Consider the following 14,727-nt stretch of genomic DNA (forward strand, 5'->3'; position numbering starts at 1 on the left):
TCTGGGCGGCACTGTCAGCTTAGCTTGACGGCCTGAAGTTCCAGTGCAGCAGGTCGTCGATGCCGCTTTGCGGGTGACCACTGGCGATGGCTGCGAGGGTTGCCTCGAGGTAGGCGAAGGGCTCGATGCCGTTGATTTTGCAGGTCTCGATCAATGAGGCGATGCGCCCCCAAGCGGTGCCGCCTTCGTCGTGGCCGGCGAAGAGGGCGTTCTTGCGATTGAGGGCGATGGGACGGATCAGATTTTCAACCCTGTTGGAGTCGATCTCAACGCGGCCATCGGTCAGGAAGGTCTGCAACCCATCCCATTGGTTATGGATGTAGGAGAGCTTCTCGCCCAGCCGGGATTTGGAGGAGATTTTCCGGCGCTGTGCCTGAAGCCATTCACCGAAGGCTGCCACCAGCGGCACGGTGCGAGCCTGACGGGCGGACAGGCGCTGGCCGGGCGAGATACCGCGGATGTCGGCCTCGACGGCATAGATTTCGGCGATCTGACGCAGGCCCTCGGCGGCAATCTCCGAGCCATCGCGGTCGAAGACCTCCTTCAGCTTGCGTCTGGCATGCGCCCAACAGTGCGCCACCCGAATGGGGGCGCCGCCCTTGCGCGAGAGTTTGGTCAGGCGGTTGTAGCCGGTGTAGCCATCGACTTGCAGGATACCGTCGAAGCCGGTGAGGAAGGTTTCGGCATTCTCGCCCGCACGCCCGGGGGCATAGAAGTAGACCACGCCGGGCGGATCGTCCCCGCCCCATGGTCGGTCATCGCGGGCCAAGGCCTAGAGATATCCGGTCTTTGTGGTCCCCGCCCTGGGTCCAGCACCGGGGCAGTGGTTTCGTCCATGAACAGCTTGCCGGATCGTTTCAGGTGCCCGGCCAGCCGGTCCACCACCGGTTTCAGATGGAACGCGGCACGGCCGACCCAGTCGGCCAGCACAGAGCGGTGCAGATCAAGACCCGCCCGCGCGAGGATCTGGCTCTGGCGATACAAGGGCAAATGATCAGCATATTTGCTGACCAGCACATGGGCGAGCGTCGCCTCGGTCGGCAGGCCGCCCATGATCAGGTGGCTGGGTGCCGGGGCCTGGGTCACCCCGTCAGTGCAGGTCCGGCAGGCGTATTTCGGCCGCACCGTAACAATGACCCGCAACTGGGCCGGCACGATGTCCAGCCGTTCGCTGCGGTCCTCGCCGATCTTGTGCATGACACCGCAACCACAGGGGCAGATCAGGCTGTCAGGCTCGATGATTTCCTCGATGCGCGGCAATGCAGCCGGCAGGTTGCCGATGGTGCGCTTTGGCGCGGGCCTGGTTGTCCCGTCGCCCCCTTTGGAGGAACGGGTTTCTTTCTCGGCCTCGACCTCGGCCAGCGCGATAGACAGGTCCTCGAAGGCCAGCTGCCGCTCGTCCTCGGACAGCTTTTCCGACCGTTTGCCATGCAGGGCATGGTTCAACTCAGCGATCAGATGCTCCTGCCGCCGGGTGATTTCCGTCAGCGCCGCCACCGTTTCCATCAACGCCTGCACCGCCGCGCGTTGCGCAGACGGGATGGTGGACAGATCAAGAGCGGGGACGGCCTGCATGGCCTGAAGCTATCACCAAACCCCAGCAAAAACACGCAAAACCAACCCGTTGATTCACTCCGCCGCAGCTGGCGGGCGTGCCTCCAACGCCTTAACCTTGCGCCAGTCCAGTCCGGCAAACAGCGCCTCGAACGGGGCATGGTTCAGCGCGATCAGCCCATCTTTGATAGCAGGCCAAGTGAAGCCTCCCCCTTCCAGTCGCTTGTAGGCCAGCACCAGACCAGTGCCGTCCCAATAGAGCAGCTTCAATCGATCAGCGCGGCGCGAGCGGAACACAAAGACCGTGCCGGTGAACGGATCCTTGCGCAGCACCGACGACACCAGCGCCGCCAAACCATCATGCCCTTTCCGGAAGTCGATCGCCTTCGTCGCGACCATGATCCGAACCGGGTTCGACGGGAAGATCATGCGCCAGCCGTCAGCGCGCGGGCCACCGATGCTATCCGATCTGCCGAGGCCCCGGCTTCCAGGCGGATAGTCACTGCACCGACAACGACCTCGGCCCGCTCCGCCACAGGCCGCACGACGAAAGCGGGCGGCTCCTCGACCGGGCCCAGCATCAACATCGCGAACTCTTCGGGGTCTTCCGGCGCGGGCAGAACCAGCCGCCCCTTCCGCGCCAGCGTTCGCCACGATGATACATGGTTTGCAGGCACTCCGTGCCGTCGCGCCACCTCGTTCACCGATGCGCCAGGCTCCAGCGTTTCCGCCACGACCCGAGCCTTCACCTCATCCGGCCACTTCCGGTTCCGACGGCCACGGCCGCCAACCGGGAGAACCTCCAATGTAGTCTCCATGGAGAAACTCCGTCCTGATCATCACGAACATCCAATGCGACAATCAGGTCAAAGCCTGGAAGGTGCGGTCCAGCCGCCGCTTACGAATATATGCGTAAGGTCCGGTAATTGGCGCAGGCAGGGAGTGGCAATTCTCACCCATTGTCAGGGCTAATATGCGGACCTCCACCTGAAAATGCCAACCATTGAGTTCCTGGGCGACGTTGATGTTTGGCCGGCTTTACATTTTGATGAGGTTAGAGGCGAAGAGGTGTTTCATCGTTGAATCTTGCCTGTCGAGACTGCAATGCCGTGTGCGGCCAACTGCGCCTGTAATCCCGAGCATCCAAATCGGATCCGAATTTCTGTAACGCGCGCTGCGTAAGCCTCAGCTCCGATCGCCCGTTTCAAATCGCGCTCGTGGAAATATCGGTTGATGAACGGGGCTGGCGCCATCAGACGTTGCAACTGGCTGGCCACTGGCGAAATCGACTTGGCAGCTTGTGGAGGCGGGCCCGGCCGAATTTCACCATCGCCGCCTCGCCACTTCCGCATGAACCCGAGCAGATACCCCGCCGGCACAGCCTCACGCCCACGCCGCCGGTTGAACTCCCGGAACCGCTCCCAGATGTGCCGGCTGTCCGCCACACTGCAGGGCAGGGTGGTCTTGGCCTGCCCGATCAGCGCCAGCCAGCGTGCTGCCGCTTCAGGCTTTTCACGATCCACCATGATTGTTCCGTGAAATACATTTTTGTTTGAATCTCTTATATAAGGCGAAGTGTCGTCTGTGGTTGACACCTCATCCACTGCATCCGTCTCATCGCAGCAGCCGAACCGGAAGAGCCAGGGCGCGAACCTGCCCCTGCCGCGACGGCGCAGAAGCCGCAGCCCGGAAGCCGCCAGTTCCGTCAGCAGGCTGTGCAGATGCTGGCGCGAGACCTCCATCCGTTCGGCGAGATCGCTCAGGGTAAAGGCGGCGGTGCCATGGGGCAGGCCGTTGTAGCCCTCCTTCCAGGCGATGCCGTCGAGAATGAGGGTCGCAAGCTTGTGTGCGGCGCAGGAGAGGTCGGTGTGGGTGATGCGGCGAAGGATGGCGCCAGTGGTGAGTTCCATGATCGTCGTCTCCGATACGACGCGCCAGGCTCACAGCAATACATCACCATCGCAAACAATAGAGCATTATTGGTTGCGCAACCTCAAAGGATGTGCTAGAACACTCTGGCTAGGTGAGTGTTCTTTGAGGTTTTGGTGTTGGACCTTTGGTCTGGCGTCTTCTTCAAAAAAGGGGATCGAACGTCCCCGACACAGAAAGCCGCCGGGGCCGCAAGGCTCCGGCGGCTTTTCAATAGCGGACCTCTTCCGATCCATAGTTTCCGGCATGGTCACGCCAATCCACGAAGACCGAGCGCCAGGAATAGCTGCGGCAATGCTCCGGGACCGCGAGGCTCGATGCCTCCGGGACAGCTGCAACCGAGGATCTGGCCCAGCCATAGTCGCCTTGCGTGCCATAAGATCCGAGACGGGTGGAATCGCTGCGGATACAGTCTCCATCCCGGTTCTGATGCTGGCTGAACTGGATGTGGTAAACCCGGATGCTGCGCACGAAGTCGAAAGCATCGCCGGAGATGTCGATATCGGCCTGCTCCAGGGCCTGCGCGAGGATAAGTCCCGGCACTTCGATAGGGGTCGGCCGAGTGCTTACAGGCGGCTCGCGGAACGCGATGTCATAGAGTCGCTCCATCGGGCTGAGCGGCGCACCGCCACTGACGGATGCGCCCATCGGGCAGCGCCAGATCTGCAGGGGCGGTTCAACCGGCCAGGGCGTGATGCGGCGAATGAACTCAGCGCGGGCCCGGGCGCAGGGGACGGAGGCTGGCCAGCCGCCAGCGAGGCACAGAAGGATGGCGCAGTCGATCTGGTAGGTCTGTGCCTGGACGGGGGCAGGGCTCGATACTGCGGCGGTCAGGGCCAGAGAGGCTGACAAAACGGTGGTTCGAAGGGCAGGGTACATGGAGGCGACTCGCTCAGTTACCCCCTATCGCTACGATACACCATTATTGAATGCAACATTCTTGCATTGCTTATCGTATGGCCTGCGCGTCCGGTTTTCGCCTCAGTGCCCCACCACGCTCTGGAAGCGACCGAAATCCTGACTGACCTCCTGTGCCTCAGAGAAGGCGCGGGCACGCTCGGCATCGAGGCAGCGGAAGTAGTCCTGCACTGCGGAGATGTAGCCCTCGAAGTCCTCCCGGATCAGATCGGCATAGGCCCGTACATCGGCCGGGTCGCTTGGCAACCATGGCCGTTCGGGAGGATCGCATGACGCTGAGGCGGCGGAGCAACTCACCATGATCGCGACAAGGCAGGGTAGCAGGCGCAGCTTCACCATGTTTCGGACGAGACCCCGTCATTGCTTTGATTTGTCACAGTCTTGGGCTATCCACCCTTATGGAGCGATGATCTGCCGTCAATACGACAAATAATCATTGCTATCAATAATGGTGTAATGATACGGCTATGGTGATTTGATTCCCCATGGCCTGACCCATTCTATGGAGAGGAGCCGCGGGGAGACCATGCTAGAAGACGCCCCGAATGTGGTTACAGAAGACGGATTGCGACAGCTGCTCGCCCAGGGCTATTCGGCCGAAGTGGTCTGTCGGACCGCAGCCGAGAAGCGCCTCAACGCCTGGTACGGCTCCTGGTATGTGCGGGCCATCGGGCCCGCTGGCGGCGATGAGAAGATCGTCGTCACCAGCCGCAATTACATCAAGGCGCGCGAGTTCAAGACCGTCGCCGGGCTTGTCAGCTTCCTCTCGGATATCGGAATGCGCACGGCGCATATTCCGCTCGAAGAAGGGGGACGCTCTCTCCACCAACTGCCGGAGCCCGCGCCCGCGCAGCAGGGCTGAGGCTTCATCCCTTCTTCTGGCCCTTTGCGTCCTTGCCGGGTTCAATCCGGTCGATGCGAGCGCAGAGGGTTTTGTGTTTCGGGTGGCGCTGGATGGCCAACTGGCCTCGGTGTCATCCGACACGGGCTTCATGCGCCAGTTCGGTGCCGAGACGCCGGATCGTCTCTTCCTCTTCACGACACCGCAGGACGAACCGGGCGCTAGTGCCAGCGCCGTTGCGCCGCAGCCTGTTTCTGCCAGCCCCGAGATTCTGCAAGGCATCGAAGACACCGCCTTGCGCTATGGTGGCCATGCCGCGCTGAGGCGGGCGGGGCTGTCTGTTACTGACTGGACGCTGTTCTACCGCGCCAATATCGAGGTCGAGAGCGCCTATAACCCTTCTGCGCTCAGCCATGCCGGAGCCATCGGCCTCGGCCAGCTGATGCCCGATACCGCCAGCTTTCTCGGGGTCGATCCGAACGACTGGCGGCAGAATCTCGACGGATCGGCCCGCTATCTCCTCCTGATGCTTGAGACATTCGGCACGCCGGAGCTGGCGCTGGCCGCCTATAACGCCGGACCCGAGGCCGTCAGCCGCCACGGTGGCATCCCCCCTTATGTTGAGACCCAGGGCCACGTGGCCCGTGTGCAGGCCGTTTATACGCGGCTGAAAGGAACGAGTTGATGAAGTCCCCTTCCGTCACCGGCATCATGACGATGGCCTTTGTGGTCCTGGCCGGTCCCGCGCTGGCACAGAGCATCGACCTCTCGCCGGTGCAGACCCTGCTGCAAGGCATCGTTGATGCCATCACCGGCCCCCTGGGCATCGTGATCGGCACGCTGGCGCTGATCGGGGTCTTCCTGTCCTGGCTGTTCGGGATTCTCGACTTCCGTCAGGCTCTCTGGGTACTGGTGGCAATCGCCGGCATTGCCGCCGCGCCGACCATCGTTGCCGCGATCTGGACCACCTGAGGTCGCAGAGCCATGGCGGAACAGTCGCGCGTCTTCATCGGCCTCTTGCGGCCCCCCAAGCTGATGGGACTGCCGATCATGTATTCCATGGTCTGGCTCTTCGGCTCGTCGATGCTGTTCCTCTGGGCCCAGAGCTGGATCATCGTCGTGGCGGCCGGGATTGCCTGGCCGCTCTTATGGAAGGCGGCGGACTGGGATCCGAACTTCCTCGACGTGCTGGTGATCACGCTGCAGGAGACCCCGCCGACACGGAATCGCAAGCATCACGGGGGAGACAGCTATGCCCCGTGATGCCGTGACCGCTGCAATGGATGAGTCAGCAATTGGCTCCGATCCGATCTCGGCGCTGCCGACCTGGGCCGGGAAGGAGAAGCGGCTCGCACATATGCTGCCCTATGTCAGCCTGGTCGCTGGAAACACGATCCGCACCCGGGGCAATGAGCTGATGCAATGCATCCGGCTGGAGGGAGTGAACAGCACAACCTCCGAGGACAGCCATCTTGACCGGATCGGGGCATTGCTTGCGGGTGTGGTGGCGCAGGTCGGGACGGAGTTTTCGTTCTATCTGCACAAGGTATCGAAGGCGGTGGACACCAATCTGCCGCCGATACCGGGCGACGGGTTTGCCGCTGCGGTCGATACGCGCTGGCAGGCGCAGCTTGCGAAGAGCTGGCTGCGCGACAAGACCCTGACGCTATCAATCCTGAAACGCCCCGCCCCGGGCAGCCGGACCCCCTTCATCGCCGCGGCTTCGCGCGCCCGACTTGCCGCCGATACCACGCGGAGGCTGCGGAAGCTTGATGAGGTCGTCGGCTTCATGCTCTCCAGCTTCTCCGATCTGAAGCCCCGCCTGCTGACGGCCGAAAGCGGCGAGTTGCTCGGCTTCCTCGGCAGCCTGAACACTGGGGAGGAACACCCGCTCTTCCCGACCTCGCGCCTCGGCATCCTCGCCGAGGACGTTGCCAATACCCGCGTCACCTTCCGCGGCCCGGAGATCCACCTGACTGATGGCGCCGTGGGCGAGAAGTTCGGGGCAATCTTTGCCGTGAAGAACTACCCGGCCAAGACCGACAGCCTGATGCTCGATGAGCTGAATCTGCCGGTCGATATGGTGGTCACCCATTCCTTCGTGCCGATCAATTCGAACATCATGGCGGGCCGGATCAAACGCCAGTTGCGGCTGATGCAGGCCGCCAATGATGGTGCGGTCAGCCTCGCTCAGGAGTTGGAACTGGCGCAGGATGATCTGGAATCGAAGCGCCTGATCTTCGGCGAACACCATATGACCGTGGCGGTCTATGCCAGATCCCGGGCCCATCTCGACGACATCTGCGCCGAGATCCGCAACATCTCGGCCAGTTCCGGCATCAACCTGATCTCGGAAGGCTTTGGGTCGCGTGCGCATTTTATGGCGCAGCACCCGGGGAACACCGGCGCTCGCAGCCGAAAAGCAGCGATCACCAACCACAATTTCGCGGATCTCGCGACCTTCCACCGCACGCCACTCGGCAAGACCGGTGAGGAACTGCCCTGGGGCGTGCCAATCTCTGTGTTCCCGACTCCGGAGCGAAGCGGCTTTCGGTTCAGCTTCCATGAGCAGGGCTCGCCGCTCAAGGAACCGACCGGCGGGCACACCCTGATCCTCGGGCGCCCCGGTTCCGGGAAGTCGGTGTTGGCCGCTTTCCTGATGACCATGGCACGGCGGGCCGGTGCGCGGCTTTTCATCTTTGATTACCGCGCCGGAATGAAGATGGCCGTCCGCGCTCTTGGCGGCAGCTATGCCACGGTACGTGCGGGCAAGCCCACGGGGCTGAACCCGCTTCAGACCGAGATCGACAATCGCGGTCAGGCGTGGCTGGCCGATTGGCTGGCGACACTGCTGGAACGCCGCGACCGGCCGCTGACCCCTGTTCAGACCAACCGTCTGCAGGAGGTTGTGCGCCAGAACGCCGGTGCCGACCATGCCGGACTTCGCAACTGGTCGGACTTTGCCTCACTGCTGGTCTCGACCGATGACGATGGCGATCTCTTCGAGCGGATGCAGGAATGGACCGAGACCGGCCGCTATGGCTGGATCTTCGGGGCCAACCCGCAAGACAGCTTCTCGCTCGGCGGTGAAGTATCCGGGTTCGATCTGACCGGCATCCTCGATTCCGAGAGTGAGCGCGAGCGGATGGCCGTGCTCTCTTACCTTTTCCGCCGGGTCGAGCGGGTGATCGAGGATCGCCGCCCGACGGTGATCCTGATCGACGAGGCCTGGAAGGCGCTCGACAATGGCTATTTCGCGGATCGTCTGAGCAACTGGCTGGTCACGGCCCGCAAACAGAACGCGGTCGTTGTGATGATGACCCAATACGCGAGCCAGCTCGAACGCACACGCACCGGCAAGACCATCGTCGAGGCGGTGCCGACCCAGATCCTGCTGCCAAATATCCGCGCCAGCGCGGCCGATTACGCGATGCTCGGTCTCAGCGGGAAGGAACTCGATGTCCTTCTGGGTGTGGGTACCGCATCGCGCCTGGCGCTGGTGCGCGACGACCGTGGCTCGGTTGTCATCGATGCCGATCTCTCAGCCCTCGGCCCTCTCGTCACCGTCCTTGGCGGGATGGAGAAAGGCGAGCAACTCGTGGGGGCGGATTACCGCGACCGCCCTGATTTCTGGAAGGAGAAGTCGTGATGTCTCGTGTAACTGGTGCCCGGTTTCTTCATCTTCCCGTCCTCGGCAGTCTCCTGCTCCTTGCCGCTTGTGCAGGCGGGCAGGCCCCACGGGCCAATTGCTTCAGCTTTGTCGAACGTCCTTCCCGCGTCACGGTCTCGACCATGGGCGGCGAGGTCTCGCGAGCGGCAGACCCTTGCGCTTTCACCCTGATCGGCGCGGCGAACTGACGCCATGGCGCGGATCTTGCCACAGGTTATGATCGGCATTTCGCTTGCGCAGCCCTTGGGCGCGCAGGGTGTGCCGACCTTTGACGCTCAGGGCTTTGCCAGGACGGCGGCGACGATTGCACAGCGAGATCTGGATATCGCGTTGCAGCGCGACCGGCTGGCCCGGGAAGAGGAACTGGCCGAGATTGAGCGCCAGCAGCTGGCCTCATTGGAGAGCATTCTTGGCGCGATGACCACCGGCGCAAGCGCTTCAGTCGGTGCCACCGTCGCAGCGCTGGAGGCCGGGCACGTGGGAGAGACGGCTGCATCGTCAGTCTATGCGACCGAAGACGGCAACCCCGCCGCCACCCGCCTGTTCGGAGACGCCCGCGAAACGGTCGAAGAGCTGATCATCCGCGGAGCCCGCGACACCTACTCTCTCTCAGGCGTGTCGCGCGCTGGCCTGACGCCGGTGCAATGGCGCTGCCTCCTTCAGGCTCTGATTTGGCAGGAAAGCCGCTTCCAGATCGGCGCTCAGTCCGGCGTGGGTGCCTTTGGCCTGACGCAGATCATGCCGGGCACCGCCGGCGATCTCGGGATCTACCCGGCCTATTATGAGGATCCCTACCTGCAGGTGACCGGCGGCGCACGTTATCTGGCGCAGATGCTCGGCATGTTTGACGGCAACATCATCCATGCGCTGGCCGCCTATAATGCCGGGCCCGGCCGTGTGCAGCAATACAGCGGCGTGCCGCCCTTTGCCGAGACCCAGAATTATGTCGTGGTGATCCCGGCGCAGTACAATCGCTATCTCGCGATGGTGGGCGGCCCCGATGCGCTCGGCACCATCGATCCGGTGCTGCTGGCCAATGCGAGCTTCAGCCTCTCGGCGCATGGATCCGGTGTCTATGGCGATTATTCCATGGTGTCGGTTCAGGCTGCGGCACAGCGCTTATATGACATAATTCAGATTATCGGAGCGACTGAAGACGTGCAGGCGTCCATCGCCCTGAACACCTATGCGCGTGCCGAGCTGGCCCGGATCGTTGCCATCCGCACCCGGCTCAAAGCGGCGCAGACCCAACCCTTGAGTGACGAACAGATCGCGCTGGCCGCTGCACAGGCGGCCGAGCGGCGGTTCATGGATTTCCGATTGGAGGATTTGCGATGAGACGGTTTCTGATCAGCACGGCACTTTGTCTCGGTCTCGCCAGCGGCGCCTCGGCCCAGGGCGTGCCGACGGTCGATACTCAGAACATCGCCCAGGAAATCCGTCAGCTGCAGCAGATGCTGGAAGATTTCGGGATCCAGAGCGACATTTTCGAGAATGCGCTTGAGCAACTCGACGTGTTGCAGCAGCAGTTCGACCAGTTGCAGAGCATGTACGCGTCCCTCACCGGACCGCGCGAAATCCTCGGCCTGCTCATGGGCGGCGACCTCGATCAGCTTCTCGAGGCCAAGTTCGAAGACATCCCCGGCCTGATCCGCGGCATCCAGCAAGGCGACTGGAGCAATCTGCTCGGGGGCACCGCCGGGCCGATGCGCACCCAGATGCAAGCAGCGCTGGCGAGCGCGGGTTTCGACGAGGATTCCCTTCGTGAGATCGCCACCAGCGGGAGCCCCGGGGCCGAGGGCATTGCCACACGGGCGACCACGGGCGCGGTTCTCTCGGCAGCGGCACAAAACAGTCATGTGGAAGCGGCGCAGTCTCTGGCGCGGGTCGAGCGCCTCGTCGCGATGATCCCCGATATGGACGATCTCAAGGCCTCGATGGACCATAACACCCGTGTCACGGCAGAACTCGCCATCGCCATGACCCGGATGTGGGAGTTGGAGGCGATCCAGACCATCGGCGCGGGCAACGCAGGCGTGGTCGATGCCGCGACTATTGCCGAAGAGCGGCGCTACATGGACTTCACTATGCCGAGCCTCGAATGACGGCGGGCGCGAATATGGCCGTGCGGGAGGTCGTCGAGGAAGAACTGGTCTATGGCGCACTGCGCCGGGAGCGCCAATGGCGGGTGATCGGTCTGTCTGGAGCGGGCTTTGGGGTTCTGGGCTGCCTCGCGGCGGCCGCCGTCGCGATCCTTGTCGAGCCTCCCCTGCCCGTGGTGGTGCCTTATGACCCCGAAAGCGGGCTCGCCTTGCCGAACGCGACTGTTCAGGCAGTGCGACTGTCCGAGCGCCCGGCGGTCATCGAGTCCCAGATCTATCGCTACATCATTGACCGCGAGACCTACAACCAACTCGACAACGACCTGCGGGTGAACCGGGTTCTGGCGCAATCCATCGGCGCGGCGGAGGCCAGCATGCGGGCCATGTGGACCAGCGGCCAGGAGAGTTTCCCTCCGACCCGCTACGGCGCCACATCCGAGATGGCGGTCGAGATCGCCAGCATCACCCTTATCGGCGAAAATCGCGCTCAGGTTCGCCTGCGCAAGCGCCTGACCAGCCCGCAGGGCGGACAGGTCGGGCTCTTCACCGCGACGCTGATGTTCGAGTTCCGCCCAGAGCGTGCCCGCTCGATCGACGCTGTCTGGCAGAACCCCTTCGGCTTCACCGTCACCCAATATGCCATCAGATCGGACCGGTCGGAATGAAGCTTGCCCTGCCCCGCCTACTCCTCCCTTCCCGGCTTCTGTCCGCCGTCCTGATCGTCGCAGCCTTGCCCGCGTTCGCAGAAACCACACCGCGCCCCGGATCGCATGACAGCCGGGTGCGGGTTGCCACCTGGACCGAGGGACAGGTCTACCGCGTGGTCACCAATCTGACCCGCGTCACTTCGATCGAGTTCGGAGAGGGGGAAACCATCCGCTCGATCATCGCGGGAGACACCGCAGGATTCCAGTTCGACGGCGTGCCCGGCGGCCGGGCCTTTGCGATCAAGCCGGTGGCGTCGAATGTCGCGACGAACATCACCGTCTATACCAACCGGCGCTCCTACTATTTCCATGTCGTCGAAGCGCGCGAGACTCCACATTATGTCGTGCAGTTCCGCTACCCTGATGCAGCCACGCCTGCCGTCAATGCCGTCGCTGCAGGTGCGCCGAACAGCAACTATGCTGTCAGCAGCCAGACCGAGTTCACACCGACAGCGGTCTGGGATGACGGCACATTCACCTATTTCCGCTTCCCGCGGAACGCCCCTGTGCCTGCGATCTTCCGCTGGACCGGCGGCCGCGAGCGAACCGTGAACTCGGTCGCGCAGGACGAGGGTGTGATCCGGGTCTCCGGGGTTCACCGCCAATGGGTGTTGCGCCTCGGGGAGGAGGTCATCTGCATCCAGGACATGTCAGGCTCTGAGGGCGGGGCATCGTCATGAGCGGCGCTCCCGACGATCTCTCTGCCCGCCTCAAAGCCATAGAGGCCTCGACGGGAAAGCGTAAGGTGCCCGCACGCCCCTCTCTCTTTGCGGCCCTGCTCGGCAGCGCCGCAATTCTGGTGATCGGTGGACTGGGGTGGTTGCTCCTACAGCCAAAGCCAGAGCCCAGCTTGCCAACGGCTGCTGCTGAAGAGTTCCAGAGCGCAGGGTCGGGCTTCGGAGAATTCCCGGTAACGCCGGTTTCAGAACCTGCTCCGGCACCCACGCCGGTTCCTGAAGGGCCAAGTGCCGCAGAACTCGAACTGCGAGAAACCCTTGGCAGATTGCAAGCCGAACTGGCCGAAATGCGCGCGCGCCCCGTCGAAACCGGCGATCCAGCGGCGCAGGCGGCAATCGCGGACCTGACAGCACAGCTGGCGGCTCTGGATGCCTCGAACGCGGAAGCCCGCAGCGCTCTTGAGCGGCAGCTCGTCGAGCGGGACCGCGAGTTGGAGCGGATCCGCATGGATCTCGAGATTGCCCGGCTAGGAGCGCCCGGCAACGGCGAGGAAGATGCAAGGCTTGCGGAGCTCGAGCGACGGCGGGCAGCTGAGGCAGCGGCGCGCGAGGCACGCATCACTTCCCCCATGCTGGCCTGGTCCGGTGTGGGTGGGGGAGTGAACGGAGAAACCGAGGTCGAAGCCGCCCGGTTGAGCGCCGACGAGGCCTTCGTGCGGGGTGGCGCGGCGGCGGCGCCCATGACCCGCGCCGAGATCATCGTGAACCCCGGTCATACCGTGGTGCAAGGCACGATGATCCAGGCCGTCCTGGAAACCGCGATGGACAGCACCCTACCCGGCGTGATCCGGGCGGTCGTCTCGGAAGATGTACATTCCTTTGACGGCACCCGTATCCTGATCCCGCGCGGTGCCCAGTTGATTGGACGCTACCGCTCCGAGGTCTCCCTCGCGCAATCCCGGGTGATGGTCGGCTGGGATCGGATCATCCTACCCGACAACCAGACTGTCCAGATCAGCGCCTTTGGCGGTGATGAACTCGGCCGCTCCGGTGTCACCGGAGATGTCGACAGCGCTTTGGCACCCGCTTTGGCTCGGCGGCACTCATTTCCCTCATCGGCGCGGTCCCGGCAGCGGCCGCCGCGAGCATTGACGACGACACGACCTCGGATGCGGCCAGCGATGTGGCGACGGACCTGCGCGATGCCAGCCGCAGCGTGATGCAGGACTATCTCTCGATCCGCCCGGTGATCCGTGTGCCACAGGGCACCCGCATCACCGTGATGGTCGACCGCGATCTGGAGATCCTCTGATGGCGGCAAGTTACCTCGAAGCCTCTTTGTCTCGATTGGGGGATCCGATCCGCAGTCCCTATGTGATCGAGATCTGCATCAACCCAGATGGCCGGGTCTGGGGCGAGTTCCAGGGCGATCACTTCATGCGAGACCTGGGTCAGCCGCTCACACAGATCGAGATCCGCGACCTCGGAAACCAGATCGCCTCGGCGGCGAATACGACGCTGAGCGCCCGCAAGCCCATCGTGTCGGTCAGTATCCTTTGGGGGAATCGACCGATCCGGGCTCAGGTCATCCAACCACCTGCGGTCGAGGGCGGATTTTCCATCTCGCTGCGCTTCTTCTCGACGCTCCCGCTCGAGCAGATCAGGCTTGGCTTCCTCTACGGCCGCGAACGTAGCCTTGAAGGTCTGCGCAAGGAACGCAACCTCGCGCTTCGGAAGGTGGTGGCCTCGGGCGAGATCGATGCGGCTCTACGCTTTTGTGTCGAAAACAAGCTGAACATGATCGTCTCTGGCGGCACCTCCACCGGCAAGACGGTCGCCGCCCGCAAGATCATCTCCCTCATCCCGGATGACGAGCGTATCCTGACCATTGAGGAAGCGGCCGAACTCAGGCCCGAGCAGCCGAATGTCGTGACGCTGATCTCGGACAGAGAATCTGACGCCCGCAGCGCCGACGCGCTCCTGACCTCGACGCTGCGGATGCGGCCGGACCGGATCGTTCTGGGCGAGGTGCGCGGGAAGGAGGCGATGACCTTCCTCGAAGCGATCAATACCGGCCATGGCGGATCTCTGACGACGCTTCACGCCGAGACACCGCAGCTCGCCGTCCGGCGCCTTGCCATTGCCGCCCTGAAGACGGACCTTCCGATGACCTATGCCGACATGATCACTTACATCGAAGGCTCGATCGACGTGATCATTCAGGCCGGCCGGCATGAGGGGGCGAGAGGCATCACCGAATTCTACCTGCCCGGCATTGGACTTGATGAGGTCCCCTCACGCCTTGCCTCCGAATGATGAAAGGAAACCC

The 14,727-nt window shown here is 63.3% G+C and carries 17 protein-coding genes and 2 pseudogenes; 12 read left to right on the forward strand and 7 right to left on the reverse strand.

What is annotated here, in order from left to right; genetic code table 11:
• Positions 1-19 precede the first annotated feature (19 nt).
• The 7 genes and pseudogenes from JCM7686_RS25215 to JCM7686_RS22400 form a co-directional block, all read right to left on the reverse strand.
• Positions 20-154, reverse strand: coding sequence for a transposase domain-containing protein (locus JCM7686_RS25215; protein ID WP_407946448.1), 135 nt, complete (start codon positions 152-154; stop codon positions 20-22).
• A pseudogene (tnpC, locus tag JCM7686_RS22375) lies at positions 149-1,407 on the reverse strand (IS66 family transposase); the annotation flags it as partial. The pseudogene tnpC and the gene JCM7686_RS25215, both read right to left, overlap by 6 nt.
• A 222-nt stretch (positions 1,408-1,629) precedes the next feature.
• Positions 1,630-1,983, reverse strand: a complete 354-nt coding sequence (gene tnpB / locus JCM7686_RS22380) for an IS66 family insertion sequence element accessory protein TnpB (RefSeq protein ID WP_020952570.1) — start codon at positions 1,981-1,983, stop codon at positions 1,630-1,632.
• A complete protein-coding gene (locus JCM7686_RS25090; RefSeq protein WP_407946447.1) occupies positions 1,980-2,288 on the reverse strand; it encodes a transposase in 309 nt (102 codons plus the stop codon). Before JCM7686_RS25090 ends, tnpB begins: the two co-directional genes overlap by 4 nt.
• A gap of 339 nt (positions 2,289-2,627) precedes the next feature.
• Positions 2,628-3,464 carry a hypothetical protein gene (locus JCM7686_RS22390; RefSeq protein WP_020952572.1) on the reverse strand — a complete coding sequence of 279 codons (837 nt, stop codon included), beginning with the start codon at positions 3,462-3,464 and terminating at the stop codon, positions 2,628-2,630.
• A 229-nt stretch (positions 3,465-3,693) separates the two neighbouring features.
• Positions 3,694-4,362, reverse strand: a complete 669-nt coding sequence (locus JCM7686_RS22395) for a hypothetical protein (protein ID WP_020952573.1) — start codon at positions 4,360-4,362, stop codon at positions 3,694-3,696.
• Between the two features lie 102 nt (positions 4,363-4,464).
• Positions 4,465-4,740: a hypothetical protein gene (locus JCM7686_RS22400; protein WP_020952574.1), complete on the reverse strand. Its 276-nt coding sequence runs from the start codon at positions 4,738-4,740 to the stop codon at positions 4,465-4,467.
• Positions 4,741-4,927: 187 nt separating this feature from the next.
• Between JCM7686_RS22400 and JCM7686_RS22405 the strand changes: the two genes are divergently transcribed.
• From JCM7686_RS22405 to JCM7686_RS22455, 12 genes and pseudogenes are all read left to right on the forward strand, one after another.
• Positions 4,928-5,263, forward strand: coding sequence for a hypothetical protein (locus JCM7686_RS22405; RefSeq protein ID WP_020952575.1), 336 nt, complete (start codon positions 4,928-4,930; stop codon positions 5,261-5,263).
• A gap of 82 nt (positions 5,264-5,345) precedes the next feature.
• Positions 5,346-5,927: a lytic transglycosylase domain-containing protein gene (locus JCM7686_RS22410; protein ID WP_041528412.1), complete on the forward strand. Its 582-nt coding sequence runs from the start codon at positions 5,346-5,348 to the stop codon at positions 5,925-5,927.
• Complete coding sequence (locus tag JCM7686_RS22415; protein WP_020952577.1) at positions 5,927-6,214, forward strand: TrbC/VirB2 family protein; 288 nt, start codon at positions 5,927-5,929, stop codon at positions 6,212-6,214. Before JCM7686_RS22410 ends, JCM7686_RS22415 begins: the two co-directional genes overlap by 1 nt.
• Before the next feature lie 12 nt (positions 6,215-6,226).
• On the forward strand, positions 6,227-6,505 hold the full coding sequence (locus tag JCM7686_RS22420) for a type IV secretion system protein VirB3 (RefSeq protein WP_020952578.1): 279 nt from the start codon (positions 6,227-6,229) through the stop codon (positions 6,503-6,505).
• On the forward strand, positions 6,495-8,891 hold the full coding sequence (locus JCM7686_RS22425; RefSeq protein ID WP_020952579.1) for a VirB4 family type IV secretion/conjugal transfer ATPase: 2,397 nt from the start codon (positions 6,495-6,497) through the stop codon (positions 8,889-8,891). Before JCM7686_RS22420 ends, JCM7686_RS22425 begins: the two co-directional genes overlap by 11 nt.
• Positions 8,891-9,100, forward strand: a complete 210-nt coding sequence (locus JCM7686_RS24580; RefSeq protein WP_148292721.1) for a hypothetical protein — start codon at positions 8,891-8,893, stop codon at positions 9,098-9,100. Before JCM7686_RS22425 ends, JCM7686_RS24580 begins: the two co-directional genes overlap by 1 nt.
• Before the next feature lie 4 nt (positions 9,101-9,104).
• Complete coding sequence (locus tag JCM7686_RS22430; RefSeq protein WP_020952581.1) at positions 9,105-10,250, forward strand: lytic transglycosylase domain-containing protein; 1,146 nt, start codon at positions 9,105-9,107, stop codon at positions 10,248-10,250.
• The gene (locus JCM7686_RS22435; RefSeq protein ID WP_020952582.1) at positions 10,247-11,017 is read left to right on the forward strand and encodes a type IV secretion system protein; all 771 of its coding nucleotides are present in this window, start codon (positions 10,247-10,249) and stop codon (positions 11,015-11,017) included. Before JCM7686_RS22430 ends, JCM7686_RS22435 begins: the two co-directional genes overlap by 4 nt.
• A gap of 14 nt (positions 11,018-11,031) precedes the next feature.
• Positions 11,032-11,679: a type IV secretion system protein gene (locus JCM7686_RS22440; RefSeq protein WP_041528445.1), complete on the forward strand. Its 648-nt coding sequence runs from the start codon at positions 11,032-11,034 to the stop codon at positions 11,677-11,679.
• The gene (locus tag JCM7686_RS22445) at positions 11,676-12,401 is read left to right on the forward strand and encodes a TrbG/VirB9 family P-type conjugative transfer protein (protein WP_020952584.1); all 726 of its coding nucleotides are present in this window, start codon (positions 11,676-11,678) and stop codon (positions 12,399-12,401) included. The genes JCM7686_RS22440 and JCM7686_RS22445 overlap by 4 nt, the downstream gene beginning before the upstream one ends.
• A pseudogene (locus JCM7686_RS22450) lies at positions 12,398-13,710 on the forward strand (TrbI/VirB10 family protein). Before JCM7686_RS22445 ends, JCM7686_RS22450 begins: the two are co-directional and overlap by 4 nt.
• Positions 13,710-14,714: an ATPase, T2SS/T4P/T4SS family gene (locus JCM7686_RS22455; RefSeq protein WP_020952587.1), complete on the forward strand. Its 1,005-nt coding sequence runs from the start codon at positions 13,710-13,712 to the stop codon at positions 14,712-14,714. The pseudogene JCM7686_RS22450 and the gene JCM7686_RS22455 overlap by 1 nt, the downstream one beginning before the upstream one ends.
• Positions 14,715-14,727 lie beyond the last annotated feature (13 nt).

The organism is Paracoccus aminophilus JCM 7686 (assembly GCF_000444995.1).
Classification (GTDB): domain Bacteria; phylum Pseudomonadota; class Alphaproteobacteria; order Rhodobacterales; family Rhodobacteraceae; genus Paracoccus; species Paracoccus aminophilus.

Coding starts and splice junctions, on each gene's coding strand:
- JCM7686_RS22405 (WP_020952575.1), top strand. CDS start 4,928: ATGCTAGAAGACGCCCCGAATGTGGTTACAGAAGACGGATTGCGACAG.
- JCM7686_RS22420 (WP_020952578.1), top strand. CDS start 6,227: ATGGCGGAACAGTCGCGCGTCTTCATCGGCCTCTTGCGGCCCCCCAAG.
- JCM7686_RS22395 (WP_020952573.1), bottom strand. CDS start 4,362: ATGTACCCTGCCCTTCGAACCACCGTTTTGTCAGCCTCTCTGGCCCTG.
- JCM7686_RS22400 (WP_020952574.1), bottom strand. CDS start 4,740: ATGGTGAAGCTGCGCCTGCTACCCTGCCTTGTCGCGATCATGGTGAGT.
- JCM7686_RS24580 (WP_148292721.1), top strand. CDS start 8,891: ATGTCTCGTGTAACTGGTGCCCGGTTTCTTCATCTTCCCGTCCTCGGC.
- JCM7686_RS22390 (WP_020952572.1), bottom strand. CDS start 3,464: ATGGAACTCACCACTGGCGCCATCCTTCGCCGCATCACCCACACCGAC.
- JCM7686_RS22425 (WP_020952579.1), top strand. CDS start 6,495: ATGCCCCGTGATGCCGTGACCGCTGCAATGGATGAGTCAGCAATTGGC.
- JCM7686_RS22435 (WP_020952582.1), top strand. CDS start 10,247: ATGAGACGGTTTCTGATCAGCACGGCACTTTGTCTCGGTCTCGCCAGC.
- tnpB (WP_020952570.1), bottom strand. CDS start 1,983: ATGATCTTCCCGTCGAACCCGGTTCGGATCATGGTCGCGACGAAGGCG.
- JCM7686_RS22440 (WP_041528445.1), top strand. CDS start 11,032: ATGGCCGTGCGGGAGGTCGTCGAGGAAGAACTGGTCTATGGCGCACTG.
- JCM7686_RS22430 (WP_020952581.1), top strand. CDS start 9,105: ATGGCGCGGATCTTGCCACAGGTTATGATCGGCATTTCGCTTGCGCAG.
- JCM7686_RS22415 (WP_020952577.1), top strand. CDS start 5,927: ATGAAGTCCCCTTCCGTCACCGGCATCATGACGATGGCCTTTGTGGTC.
- JCM7686_RS22445 (WP_020952584.1), top strand. CDS start 11,676: ATGAAGCTTGCCCTGCCCCGCCTACTCCTCCCTTCCCGGCTTCTGTCC.
- JCM7686_RS22455 (WP_020952587.1), top strand. CDS start 13,710: ATGGCGGCAAGTTACCTCGAAGCCTCTTTGTCTCGATTGGGGGATCCG.